The following is a 12765-nucleotide window of genomic DNA, read 5'->3' as shown; positions in this document are numbered from 1 at the left end:
CGTCGGCGTCCCGGGAGACGAGCGCGTACGGCCCCGGTTCGGAGCCGGCCCGGAACCGACGCCGCACAAGGCGCCGGTGGGGACCGCAGAGGCCGTGGCGGCTGGCCGCGGAGACCTCGGCATTCCTCATCGCTCTCGTCGTCGCCTTTCCGCTGTACTGGATGGTGCTCTCCGCGTTCAGACCGGCCGGCGAAATCAGCTCCGGCGACCCCGTGCCGTGGACGCTGAACCCCTCCTGGGACGCATTCCGCCGTGTCTTCGAACAGCAGGACTTCGGGCGGTACTTCGTCAACAGCGTGCTGGTCGCGGCGTCGGTCGTCGTGGCTTCGGCGCTGATCGCCTTTCTGGCCGCGACGGCTGTGACACGGTTCCGTTTCCGGTTCCGTACGACGCTGCTCGTCCTGTTCCTGGTGGCGCAGATGGTGCCGGTCGAGGCGCTGACCATTCCGATGTTCTTCCTGATGCGGGACTTCGGCGTCCTCAACTCCCTGCTGTCCCTGGTACTTCCGCACCTGGCCTTCTCGCTTCCCTTCGCGGTCTGGATGCTGCGGGGTTTCGTGAAGGCCGTGCCCGAATCCCTGGAGGAACAGGCGACGGTCGACGGCGCGAGCCGGGCGCGGTTCCTGTGGCAGATCCTCTTTCCGCTGGTCTTCCCCGGACTCGTGGCGACGAGCGTCTTCTCCTTCATCTCGACGTGGAACGACTTCCTCTTCGCCAAGTCCTTCATCATCTCCGCGACGGAGAACTCGACTCTGCCCATGGCCCTGCTGGTCTTCTTCGACACCGAGACGCCCGACTGGGGCGGTGTGATGGCGGCTTCGACGGTGATGACGCTGCCGGTGCTGGTCTTCTTCGTCCTCGTGCACAGGCGTCTGGTCTCCGGACTGGGAGGGGCGGTCAAGGACTGAGGCGGCGACCCGCGGCGCAGCGTCCGAGGCCGTCACGCGACCCGACCGGCAGCGTGCCCCGGCCCGGCACCAACCAGTGTTTTCCCGAAGGGAGTTCGGCGTGACGCACACGGACCTCGTCCCCCGGCCCCGGCTGTCGGTGCCCGCCGCAGCCCCGGCGTTCGTCTTCACACAGGCCACCGCGCTGGACGCCGCACCCGGCACCGAGGACACCGCGCGCTGGCTCCGCAGCACGCTGGGCGCCGTGGCGGGACTGCAACTGCCGCCGCCGGCGGGCGAAGGATCCCCGGACGGCGGCGTCGTCGTGCTCCGCACGGACGAGTCCGTCGAGTGCCGGTTGGGTCCGGAGGGCTACGTGCTGGAGTCGGCGGCCCGGCGCATCACCGTCACGGGCGGATCTCCCGCCGGGGTCTTCCACGGCGCGCAGACGCTGCGGCAACTCCTCGGACCGGCGGCCTGCCGGCGCGCGAACACGGGGCCGCCCGAGGGCGGCTGGAGAGTTCGGGCACTGTACGTGGAGGACGCGCCCCGCTTCCCGTGGCGCGGCTACATGCTCGACGTGGCGCGTCACTTCATGCCGAAGGACGGCGTGCTGCGCACTCTGGACCTGCTCGCCGCACACAAGCTCAACGTGCTGCATCTGCATCTCACCGACGACCAGGGCTGGCGCGTCGAGATCAGGCACCGCCCGCGCCTGACCGAGGTCGGCGCGACCCGCGCCCGTACCCGCGTCGGGCACGGCGGCCGCAGCGGCCGGGGAGAGCCGCCGATGTGGGACGAGCGTGCGCACGGCGGCCGTTACACACAGGAGGACCTGCGGGAGATCGTCGCCTACGCCGCGGAACGTCACATCACCGTCGTCCCCGAGATCGACGTCCCGGGCCACTCGCAGGCCGCTATCGCCGCCCATCCGGAGCTGGGCAACACCGACGCGGTGGACACCGGCTCCCTGCAGGTGTGGACGGACTGGGGCGTGAGCCCTCACGTACTGGCGCCCAGCGACACCGTTCTGCGCTTCTACGAAGGCGTGCTGGAGGAGGTCCTGGAGATCTTCCCGTCCCGGTTCGTGCACCTCGGCGGCGACGAGTGCCCCAAGGACCAGTGGCGGGCCTCTGCGGCAGCGCAGGCCCGCATACGGGAGGCGGGGCTGGAGGAGGTGCCGGCGGACGGGCCGGGAACGGCCCGCGGCGTACCCGAGGAAGCGCTGCAGTCCTGGTTCGTGCAGCACTTCGCCCGCTGGCTCGCCGCCCGCGGACGCCGCCTCATCGGCTGGGACGAGATCCTCTCGGGCGGCCTCGCGGAGGGCGCCGCCGTCTCGTCCTGGCGCGGCTACGCCGGCGGCATCGCGGCGGCACGGGCAGGACACGACGTGGTGATGTGCCCGGAGCAGCACGTGTACCTCGACCACCGCCAGGACGCGGGAGCGGACGAGCCGGTCCCGGTCGGGTACGTGCGGACGCTGCACGACGTCTACCGATTCGAGCCGGTGCCACCGGAGTTGGCGGGCACGGGCCACGAGCGGCACGTACTGGGCGCACAGGCCAACATGTGGACGGAGTGCACGGAGAGCCAGCAACGCGTCGACTACCAGACGTTCCCGCGCCTCGCCGCGTTCGCCGAGGTGGTGTGGTCCCGGCTGCCGCCACCGGAGGAGCGGGACTTCGCGGATTTCGAGCGGCGCATGGAACGGGCCCACTACGCGCGTCTGGACGCGATGGGGGTCGACTACCGCCCGCCGCAGGGGCCTCATCCCTGGCAGCGCCGTCCCGGCATCGCAGGACGGCCCGTCGAGGGGGCGCCGCCCGCGGTGTGACGTCCCCCGCGGCATGGCCCCCGCGGCGGTATCGCCGCGGGGGATACGGCCACCAACTCATTGCGATTACCCGTGGTCGCCGGGCGCCTACTTCGAGTGGGTAAACGGCGTTTGTGAACCGTCTCTGCGGCGTGCCGTGGCCCGTAGCACGAAAGTCCGCACAGGTGCCCGGATCTCTGCAACAGGCCCCGAGAGTGGCAATTCCCCGCTTGATGGTGTGAGCAGGGGATTACGGGCCATCGCACCGGACATGGGACGAGAGTGACGAGCAGAGACGGACCACCCCGGACCGGCCCTTACCGGGCCCCCGGTCCGACTGTCCGCCGAGATGTGCCAGAGTTGCCTCGTCCGGGCTGTGAGCACGTACCGTACGGGCACGGCGGCCGGACGGACCGGGGAAGGGGCGGCTGGGTTGAGCACGCACGCACAGCATGAACAACATGCGCCACAGGCTGTGCCGTCAGTCATGCTGCCGACCACTCTCGACGAGGCCGTGTCGGCGCTCTCCGCGGTGCCCGCGGCCGTTCCCGTCGCCGGCGGCACGGACCTGATGGCAGGCGTCAATTCGGGCCAGCTGCGGCCCACGGCGCTCGTCGGACTCGGCCGCATCAGCGAGATCCGCGGCTGGCAGTACCTCGACGGACACGCACTGCTCGGCGCCGGCCTGACCCACGCCCGGATGGGACGGCCGGACTTCTCCGCGCTCATCCCGGCGCTCGCGGCCAGCGCACGCGCTGCGGGGCCGCCCCAGATCCGCAACGCGGGCACTCTCGGCGGCAACATCGTCAGGGCCGCCCCGACGGGCGACACACTGCCGGTGCTCGCCGCGCTGGAGGCCACCCTCGTCGTCGCGGGCCCCGAGGGCTCGCGACGCGAGATCCCGGTCAGCCATCTGCTGGCGAACGTGGAGATGCTGCGGCCCAGCGAAGTCGTCGGGCACGTGCGGGTCCCGCTGCTGCACGCCCCGCAGACCTTCCTCAAGGCGACAGGGCGCACCGGTCCCGGCCGCGCGCTGGCCTCCGTGGCCGTCGTGCTCGATCCGCTGCGGCGCGGAGTGCGCTGTGCGGTCGGTGCGGTCGCGCCGATGCCGCTGCGTCCGCTGGAGGCGGAGCGCTGGATCGCCTCGCTCATCGACTGGGACGGGGAGCGCGGGCTCGCCCCCGAAGCGCTGAACGCTTTCGGGGAGTATGTCGCAATGGCGTGCATTCCCGATCCGCCGCCTCCCGAGGACGGCGGAGAGGCTCCCGTACTTCCGCCCACGGCACTCCACTTGCGGCGTACGGTGGCCACACTGGCCCGCCGAGGACTCGGGAGGGCGCTCGCATGAGCAACGGCAATCCGCACGGCGACCCCACAGCCCGCCCCCACCCGGACGCGAACCACGACGCCGGCCGCGAGGCACAGCGAGACGGGACGTACGGGCACGGGTACGGGTACGGCGAGGGAGCACCGCAGTCGTACCCGCAGGACGGCTGGGGCGGCGAGTACGACGCGGACGCCACCGCTTTCGTCCAGCTGCCGAGCGGCCCGCTGCCCCCGCCCGGGGCCGGTGCCGACGCCTGGGGTCCGCTGGCCGCGCCGGGCACGGGGCAGGGGGGCTACACGCCGCCGTCCCTCGACCCGTCCGCAGTGGCCGGGCAGCCGCCCGCGCCCGTCACGCCCGCTCCGACGAGCGATCCGGCGGCGACGGGGAACTGGGCGCTCCCGTTCGGGCAGCAGCCGCCGGGCGGACCGGGCGACGGCCGGGGCGGTCCTTCGTACGGACAGCACATGCCCCAGTACGGACAGGAACACGGGCAGGAGTACGGGCAGGCGTACCCCCAGCGGCAGGAACGCCCGCACGAGGAGAACTACCGGGTGCAGTCGTCCTTCCCGTCGGCGCCCTCGGAGCAGTACGACGGCGAGAGCGCGTCGGCGGCCATGGGGCAGGGGGCCGCCGCGGCACTCGCGGGTTCCCACGAGGCGCGTACGCTGCGGCGCCCGCTCGGCTCGGGCGGCGGCGCGGGCGACGAAGCGGAACCGATAGGACCGGGCACGTCCTTCGCTCAGGAACAGGCCGAGCGTCAGCAGCAACAGCGGCGGCATCAGCAGGGCGCGGGCGGGGAAGCGCAGTTCGCACAAGCGCACGCCCGTCGGCAGGTGCCCTTCGGGGGGCAGGGGGAGGCCCACGAGCCGGAACCGGAAGCTCCGGGGCCGGAGGGCCGGGCGCACACCTATGCGGCAGCGCCGCACGACAGCAACGGCACGCCGGCAGCGGACGCTCCGCACGGCGGTGCGGACGGAGCAGCCCGACCGGGCGGGGCGGCCGCCGGCGACGGAACGGGCACCGGTGACAGCCGCAGCGGCACCGACAACAACAGCGGCACCGACGGCACCCATGATGGGACCGGAAGCGGCAACGTGCACCTGGGCACGGTGCGTTCGGGCCTTCCCTTCACGCCGTCGTCGGCAGGCAGCGGCAGCGGCGTCACGGCGGGCGGGCAGTGGTCGCCCACCGGGCCCACCGGACAGGACGGCCCGGACTCCGGCAGCGGCCAGGCCGGCGGCGCCACCGCAGAATGGAACAACCCGGCGGAGGCGAACGGCAGCCGGCCCGGCGCCCCGGCCGCCGGCGAAGCGCCGTCCGGCGGATCCGCGTCCCGCGAGAGGGCGGCCGAGGACGAGGCCTCCGACGCGGCGGGTCCCCACGACTCCGCCTCGCAGGATCCCGCCTCTCACGCCCCCCCGGCACACGGCTCCGCATCCGGTGCGCCGCCCGCCGACGGGACGGTCTCGGAGGCTCCGCCCGTGGAGCTGGCACCCGAACTCGGCGGTGAACACCCCCACGTCTCCTACGTGTTGCACGTCAACGGTGCCGACCGGCCCGTCACCGACGCATGGATCGGCGAATCGCTGCTGTACGTGCTCCGTGAGCGGCTCGGCCTGGCCGGTGCCAAGGACGGCTGCTCGCAAGGGGAGTGCGGCGCCTGCTCCGTGCAGGTGGACGGACGGCTCGTGGCCTCCTGCCTGGTGCCCGCGGCGACATCGGCGGGCAGCGAGATCCGTACGGTGGAGGGCCTTGCCGTCGACGGCGTACTCTCCGACGTCCAGCGGGCGTTGACCGAATCGGGCGCCGTGCAGTGCGGCTTCTGCGTGCCGGGTCTGGCGATGACCGTGCACGACCTGCTGGAGGGCAACCACGCCCCCAGCGAGCTGGAGACCCGCAAGGCCATCTGCGGAAACCTCTGCCGCTGCTCCGGCTACCGCGGTGTGCTCGAGGCCGTGCGTACGGTCGTGAACGAGCGGGCGGAGCAGGCGGCGCGCGAGGAGGAGGAAGCCGAAGCGGAAGCGGAGGCCCAGGAGCGGATGCAGGCGCAGCAGGCGCGCATCCCGCACCAGGCAGGTCCGGGTGCGGGCGGCGCGTACTACCCACCCGGGGGTGGCGCATGAGGCGTCCCGGCTTCCCCGCGCCCCGCGCAGTGCCTCCGGCCGGACCGTCCGCTGCTCGACTGCGCTGCGCTGCAAGGCGGTTGAGGGCAGGCGACGTACGCAGGAACCCGGCGGACGCCACCGCACCATGCGGCACTCGAGGTGGAGAAGGACGCGGACGGCGCGCACGGCGCGCCGGACGATGCGGAAAGGCAGCGGCATGACCAGCACGGCCGACGGCCCCGGCGCCGTCACAGCAACTCCCGCTCAGGGCACGTCTCCGCCGCACAACCCCGCCGAGGGCACCGTCACCAAAGGCATCGGCGCCTCCCTCGCCCCGGTCGACGCACCCGCCAAGGCGGAAGGCACGTTCCCGTACGCCGCCGACCTGTGGGCGGAGGGCCTGCTGTGGGCGGCCGTGCTGCGCTCGCCCCACCCCCACGCCCGCATCGTCTCCATCGACACCGCGCAGGCGGCGGCACTCCCCGGCGTGCACGCCGTCGTCACCCACGAGGACGTGCCGGGCGACGCCGGTCACGGACGCAAGGTCGCCGACCAGCCGGCCTTCGCGCGCGATCTCGTGCGCTACTACGGCGAACCCGTCGCCGCCGTCGCCGCCGACCACCCCGACACCGCGAGACTGGCCGCCGCCGCGATCGACGTCGAGTACGAGCCGCTCGAGGCGGTCACCGACCCGGAGAAGTCCTTCGAGGCCGAACCGCTGCACCCCGACGGCAACTTGATCCGCCACATCCCGCTGCGCTTCGGAGACCCGGACGTCACGGGCGACATCGTCGTCGAGGGTCTGTACCGCATCGGCCGCCAGGACCCCGCCCCCATCGGCGCCGAGGCGGGACTGGCCGTACCGCGTCCGGACGGCGGCGTGGAGATCTACACCGCCTCCACCGACCCGCACACCGACCGCGACCTGGCCGCCGCATGCTTCGGTCTGCCCCCGGAACAGGTGAAGATCGTCGTGACGGGCGTGCCCGGCGCGATGGGCGACCGCGAAGACACCGGCCTGCAGATGCCGTTGGGGCTGCTGGCCATGAAGACCGGTTCACCGGTGAAGATCGCGGCCACCCGCGAGGAGTCCTTCCTCGGTCACGCCCACCGCCATCCCACCCTGCTGCGCTACCGCCATCACGCGGACAACGAGGGCCGGTTGGTCAAGGTCGAGGCGCAGATCCTGATGGACGCCGGCGCGTACGCGGACACCAGCGCCGACGCACTCGCCGCAGCCGTCTCCTTCGCCGCGGGTCCCTATGTCGTTCCGCACGCGTCGGTCGACGGCTGGGCCGTACGTACGAACAACCCGCCCTCCGGCCACGTACGCGGCGAGGGCGCCATGCAGGTGTGCGCAGCGTACGAGGGCCAAATGGACAAGCTGGCGGCCCAGTTGCGCATCGACCCCGCCGAGCTGCGGATGCGCAACGTCATGGCGACGGGGGACCTGCTGCCCACCGGGCAGACCGTCACCTGCCCGGCGCCCGTCGCCGAACTCCTGCGCGCCGTACGGGAAGCACCGCTGCCGCCGCTGCCCAAGGACAGCCCCGCACGGGACTGGCTCCTGCCGGGCGGCCCCGAGGGCGCGGGTGAGCCCGGCGCGGTGCGGCGGGGCGTCGGCTACGCACTCGGGATGGTCCACATGCTCGGGGCGGAGGGCGCCGACGAGGTCTCCACCGCCACCGTGAAGGTCAACGGCCCTGTGGCGACGGTGATGTGCGCCGCCGTCGAGACGGGGCAGGGCTTCGCGACGCTGGCCCGTCAGATCGTCCAGGAGACCCTGGGCATCGACGAGGTCCACGTCGCCTCCGTCGACACCGACCAGCCCCCGGCGGGCGCGGGCGCGCACAGCCGGCACACATGGGTGTCGGGCGGTGCGGTCGAGCGGGCGGCGAAGATGGTGCGTTCGCAGCTGCTCCAGCCGCTGGCATCGAAGTTCGGGATGACGGCGGAACTGCTGTCCGTGGCCGACGGGAAGATCACCTCCTACGACGGGGTCCTCTCCACCACCGTCGCGGAGGCCCTGGAGGGCAAGGAGCTCTGGGCGACCGCCCAGTGCCGGCCCCACCCGACGGAGCCCCTGGACGAGACGGGGCAGGGCGACGCCTTCGTCGGGATGGCCTTCGCGGCCGTACGGGCCGTGGTGGACGTCGACATCGAGCTCGGCTCGGTGCGGGTGGTCGAGATGGCCGTCGCGCAGGACGTGGGGCGCGTACTGAACCCGCGTCAGCTCCGCGCGCGCATCGAGGCCGGCGTCACGCAGGGCGTGGGCGCCGCCCTCACGGAACACCTCCGCATCGCACGCGGCGTGGTGCGCCGCCCGGACTTCACCGGCTACGCGCTGCCGACGGCGCTGGACGCCCCGGACATCCGCATCGTCAAACTCATCGAGGAACAGGACGTGGTGGCGCCCTTCGGCGCGAAGGCCGCGTCCGCCGTCCCGGTGGTCGTCTCCCCGGCGGCGGTCGCCTCGGCGGTCCGCGCGGCCACGGGCCGCCCGGTCAACCGCCTGCCGATCAGGCCGCAGGCGGCGGTGGGGGGCTGAGGGACGGTACGTCACCTTCCCTGCACCGCCCGGGGCTGAGCTGGGCGGCGCAGGCGCTGGCTCTGCGGCCCTGGAGGGTGATCGGGAGGGTGATCGGTTCACTGCATCGTCGGCACCGAAGGCCGAGTTCAAGAAGTTCCTGGCCAAGCTCGACAAGGCAGTTCCAGCCGACCTTCAGGTGCATCTGATCCTGGACAACCACGCCACTCACAAGACACCGGCCGTCAAGCAATGGCTGCTGGCCCACCCGCGTTTCCACCTGCACTCCACCCCGACCAGTTCCTCCTGGCTGAACCTGGTGGAGCGGTGGCTCGCCGAACTCATTCGGGGCCACGTCGGAAACACCACGCTCCAGGAGGACTTCGGATGAGTAGTCTCAGTGATCAAGGTGCCGGTGCCGGCCCTCTAGGGCCCGCAGGGACGGAGGCAGCGGCGTCGGGCGGGGGGAGTTCAGCATTGCACCATGGGGCGAGAATTGGGCGCGCGGTCGCCATCGTCACGCCCCTCGCCCTCATCGCGAACGCCGCCTCATGGTTGGTTCTGGGCGCAGGACCGTTGCGGACAGCCCTGGCATGGAGCTGCACTGTTGTGCTTGCGCTATGTCTGTTCACGGTTTTCGTCGTCAGGGCAGGCTCTCCGGTGACGGACACTGCGCCGGTGTATTGGAGTGCCTGGCAGACCGGGTTGCGCGGGTCTCTTAGTCGCTGGTGGCGGTTGATTGTCGGTGGGTTCCTACTTCCGGCGTTTGTCGCGCTCCTCTTCGGAATGGGTTCCTCGGCGCTGGAGAATGCGAACGACAGCCAGCGGATCGCTGCCTCTGGCGGACGTGTCGTAGCCACTTCGGTCGAGGAGGTTCACTCGCTCGGCAAGTCGGGTGAGGGGCGTGTGGGTTATCGGGCGCGCTATGACGTGCGGCTCCCAGAAGGTCGCCGTGTGCAAGTCGAGTTCGTGAACGAACGGAACCTCAGCAAGGGCGATACGGTGTATGTCGGGTACGCACCGAGTGATCCTGAGCTTCAGCCGGTCGGGGACGACGAACGCAGTCAGGTCGAGCAGCAGTTGTCCGGACGGTCCATGGAGTTTCGTCAGTGGGTGGCCGTCCTCATCGGGTGGACGGGTGGCACTGTCGCCCTGGTCGTCTGGTTGATCCGTGGCGGCGCCGGCCGGCTCCCGAAGGGGCGTATGAAGCGTGCCGAGGGCGGGATGGCATCCGCGCCGGCTCGCATCAACGGCTACATCGAGTACGCGGTACCCCGCCCGAACAAGTCCCCCGACGGCTTCCAAGGGCTCAAGATCCACAGCGGTGACCGGGACCTTGCCTTCCAGGTGCCCGGCTGCAATGCCAAGTACGCCGCAGTCGTACTGACAGGGCAGAGCGGCCAGTTGGAGTGGCCAGTGGACCTTCCCGAAGCGACTGAAGAGAACCTGCTCGCGACCACTCCCGTCGACTTCGTCGCCCCTGACGGACGCCGCCTTCCTGGCAACGTCCCCACCCACTCCCTGCAGAACCTCACCGCTCAGGGCGTTGCACAGGCGATGTCGTCGCCTCCCGGCCCCGCCCAGACCGTTGCCAACGCCGTGGATCTCGGGGCCGCATGGCCACTGACGCTTCCCCGCGCCGTCCTCCTGTTGCTGCTCCTCGTTCTGGTCCTGCCCGCACCCCTCAACGCCGTGCCTCATGCTGGCGGCTGGGGAGTCGCCCTCCTCATTGCAAGCGCCGCATCAGCCGCCGCAGCCGGCGTCGTCATGCTCTATCGGGATCACAAACACAAGCCGCAGACGGACAACCAGTGAGGTGAGCATCCAGCCACCCGGTCTGACTGGGCCCGCGGTGGGGGGCCAGCATCCGATACGCCGCATCACGATCCGGTATCGGTGGTCCGCCCAACAGGCGTGCGGTGGGCGGCATTTGTACCCTCTGGCTCCTACGGGCCGGACTCCGCTTACGCGTTCCCCCAGCAAGTCCCCGCAGCGTGGAGGGGGAACCGTCCCCAGGGCCGGGTTCCGCGGCTGAGGGCAGGCCGAAAACTGCGGGGGGTGGTGACCAGGTGTCAGTGGGTGTTACTAGGGTGTGCGATGAAGAGTCGTACGGCACCATGGGTCGGTGCTGTCTCTGCGGCTCGTCGTGCCGAGCGGGCCTGGACAGCGTCTGGTACGCAGTCGGTGTGCACGGGTGGATGCGGAAAGCATGACGGAGAAGGAACGGGGAGGGCGCAGCCGTGGGTGAGATGCGGGTTGATCTCAGTGAGCTCGAGGAGACGGTACGCAAGCTCAGGCGTATCACGACCGCCATGGGTGAGTCGGTGACCAAGAGCAAGTACAACACCTACCTCCCCGGCGGCGCGCTCGGTAAGGGCTTCGCAGAGGAGAGCGACCTCACCTCTGCGCACGAGAAGATGAAGCGCCACATGGAAGACGTCATCGACTACCTCAACGAAGTCATCGACGACTTCGGCACGAAGACGAAGAACGCGCACGGCAACTACCAGAACGCTGAGCACGACGCCAAGTACGGTATGGACGGCGGCCGTTCAGGGTCCGGGAACTAACGGTCAGGGGGCGAGGAACGACATGGGTGACGGACTCAGCAACTTCACCGACACCGGCAACATGTGCTACGCGGGCGAGGTGAAGACAGCCTTCGCGACTGCGGAGAGCATCGACTCGATGAAGGCGATGCTCGCCGGCGCCAAGCCGGACCAGGTCATCGAGGTGGCCGAGGCGTGGAAGGCCATCCACGACCACTTGGTGAGTGGTGGCGGCAGCGTGAAGAGCGACTTCGACAAGGCGGTCGAGCACGTTCTGCAGCACTGGGAGGGCGAGTCGGCCGAGGAGTTCTCCAAGAAGGCCAAGAAGATCAGCCAGTCCATCGCCGACTGCGCCACGTACGCCAGCCGTACCTCGACCGTGATGCGCAACGCCGGCCAGCAGCTGAGCGACATCAAGCCGAAGGTCGACGCGATCGAGAAGCCCAGCGGCTTCGGCAGCGCCATGGACAAGCTCGGCGACGGCTTCAGCCGCGACGAGGACTGGAAAGGCGAGATCAGTGGAAACCAGGGCGCCCAGCAGGCTCTGGACAACCACGACGGCAACCTTTCGGCCGGCAAGGAAGAGCAGCTCAAAGCCGCCGCGCTGATGGAGACCCTGGCTCTCACCTACACCTCGCAGGCGCAGACGATGGGGTCGTGGAACAGGAAGCCGCGTCCGCCGATCCACGATCAAAGGGACTACCCCGGAGATCCCGGTGGTGTAGCCCCTGTTCCCGTTCCTGTGGCATCCGAGGGGGGCAGCCCGGGCGCAGCTGTCTCTGCCGCCTCGCGGACCAGCAGCACCGTCGGTAAGACGACCCCTAAGTCGACGTCGCCTGCCACGGCCGCAACGTCGGCCACCGGCACCAAGGTGGACGGAATCTCTGGGGGAACTGCCTCTCGTCCGACTCCCGGCCCGAGCACGAGCGGCCCCAGCGGCGGAGTCTCCGGCGGTCCTTCTGCCGGTGGCACTGGACCCGTAGGAGCCGGCGGAGTTGCGGGCGGACCGGGCTACGTCGGTCAGGCGTCCGGCAAGCGTGGCGTTGCCGGGGTCGGCGCCGGCGGGCGAGCCGGTGCGGGCGGTGCTCGCGGCGGCGCTGGTGGGCGAGTGCCTGCCGGGCTCGGCGCTGGCGGCCGCGGCGGGGCTGCCGGGGGCGTGGGCAACAGGGGCGGCAAGAACGCTGCTGGACGCGGCCCCTTGGCGAAGGCGCGCGGTGGCGTCCTCGACACGCCGGAACAGGGCAAGGGCGCCGCTCGTCAGGGCGGACAGGGTCTCCACTCGAGCCGCGGCGGTGCCATGGCGGGCGAGCGTGGCCGTAACGCCGGTGGCGTCATGGGCCGTGGCGCTGTCGCTGGTAACAATGCCCGGCGTACGCAGGACAAGAACGACCAGGGTGAGCGCCCGGACTACCTCGTCGAGGACGAGGAGACCTGGATGCCCGAGCGGCGGGACGTAGCCCCGCCCTCGATCGGCTGACGAACCACCGGCACACTACGAGGTAACGCGCAAGCTCAGGGGTGCGGCCACAAGGCCGCACCCCTCCGCTGGGAATGAGG

The 12765-nt window shown here is 71.1% G+C and carries 8 protein-coding genes and 1 pseudogene; all 9 read left to right on the top strand.

Going from position 1 to position 12765, the window contains the following annotated elements:
* Positions 1 to 101 precede the first annotated feature (101 nt).
* The 9 genes and pseudogenes from ACFPA8_RS26450 to ACFPA8_RS26410 all read left to right on the top strand — a co-directional run bounded on the left by ACFPA8_RS26450 (position 102) and on the right by ACFPA8_RS26410 (position 12685).
* Positions 102 to 908 carry a carbohydrate ABC transporter permease gene (locus ACFPA8_RS26450; protein WP_386452649.1) on the top strand — a complete coding sequence of 269 codons (807 nt, stop codon included), beginning with the start codon at positions 102 to 104 and terminating at the stop codon, positions 906 to 908.
* A 100-nt stretch (positions 909 to 1008) separates the two neighbouring features.
* Positions 1009 to 2721, top strand: a complete 1713-nt coding sequence (locus ACFPA8_RS26445) for a beta-N-acetylhexosaminidase (RefSeq protein WP_386452551.1) — start codon at positions 1009 to 1011, stop codon at positions 2719 to 2721.
* Between the two features lie 466 nt (positions 2722 to 3187).
* Positions 3188 to 4048: an FAD binding domain-containing protein gene (locus tag ACFPA8_RS26440; RefSeq protein ID WP_386452550.1), complete on the top strand. Its 861-nt coding sequence runs from the start codon at positions 3188 to 3190 to the stop codon at positions 4046 to 4048.
* Entirely contained in the window at positions 4045 to 6150 is a 2106-nt protein-coding gene (locus tag ACFPA8_RS26435) for a 2Fe-2S iron-sulfur cluster-binding protein (RefSeq protein WP_386452549.1), read from the top strand. Before ACFPA8_RS26440 ends, ACFPA8_RS26435 begins: the two co-directional genes overlap by 4 nt.
* Positions 6151 to 6349: 199 nt before the next feature.
* A complete protein-coding gene (locus ACFPA8_RS26430) occupies positions 6350 to 8680 on the top strand; it encodes a xanthine dehydrogenase family protein molybdopterin-binding subunit (RefSeq protein WP_386452548.1) in 2331 nt (776 codons plus the stop codon).
* Positions 8681 to 8763: 83 nt separating this feature from the next.
* Positions 8764 to 9002 (top strand): annotated as a pseudogene (locus ACFPA8_RS26425) (transposase); the annotation flags it as partial.
* 443 nt (positions 9003 to 9445) lie between these two features.
* Positions 9446 to 10474, top strand: a complete 1029-nt coding sequence (locus tag ACFPA8_RS26420; RefSeq protein WP_465270244.1) for a hypothetical protein — start codon at positions 9446 to 9448, stop codon at positions 10472 to 10474.
* A 434-nt stretch (positions 10475 to 10908) separates the two neighbouring features.
* On the top strand, positions 10909 to 11229 hold the full coding sequence (locus ACFPA8_RS26415; RefSeq protein ID WP_386452647.1) for a hypothetical protein: 321 nt from the start codon (positions 10909 to 10911) through the stop codon (positions 11227 to 11229).
* A gap of 22 nt (positions 11230 to 11251) precedes the next feature.
* Complete coding sequence (locus ACFPA8_RS26410) at positions 11252 to 12685, top strand: hypothetical protein (RefSeq protein ID WP_386452545.1); 1434 nt, start codon at positions 11252 to 11254, stop codon at positions 12683 to 12685.
* The last annotated feature ends 80 nt before the right edge of the window (positions 12686 to 12765 follow it).

Origin of the sequence: Streptomyces ovatisporus (genome assembly GCF_042653885.1) — a bacterium.
Classification (GTDB): domain Bacteria; phylum Actinomycetota; class Actinomycetes; order Streptomycetales; family Streptomycetaceae; genus Streptomyces; species Streptomyces ovatisporus.
Note: the sequence above shows the minus strand (reverse complement) of the source record. Positions and strands in the feature narration are given on the sequence as shown.

Bases quoted from the DNA above. Each gene is read 5' to 3' on its own strand.
- ACFPA8_RS26440 (WP_386452550.1), top strand. From the start codon at position 3,188: ATGCTGCCGACCACTCTCGACGAGGCCGTGTCGGCGCTCTCCGCGGTG.
- ACFPA8_RS26435 (WP_386452549.1), top strand. From the start codon at position 4,045: ATGAGCAACGGCAATCCGCACGGCGACCCCACAGCCCGCCCCCACCCG.
- ACFPA8_RS26430 (WP_386452548.1), top strand. From the start codon at position 6,350: ATGACCAGCACGGCCGACGGCCCCGGCGCCGTCACAGCAACTCCCGCT.
- ACFPA8_RS26420 (WP_465270244.1), top strand. From the start codon at position 9,446: ATGGGTTCCTCGGCGCTGGAGAATGCGAACGACAGCCAGCGGATCGCT.
- ACFPA8_RS26415 (WP_386452647.1), top strand. From the start codon at position 10,909: ATGCGGGTTGATCTCAGTGAGCTCGAGGAGACGGTACGCAAGCTCAGG.
- ACFPA8_RS26410 (WP_386452545.1), top strand. From the start codon at position 11,252: ATGGGTGACGGACTCAGCAACTTCACCGACACCGGCAACATGTGCTAC.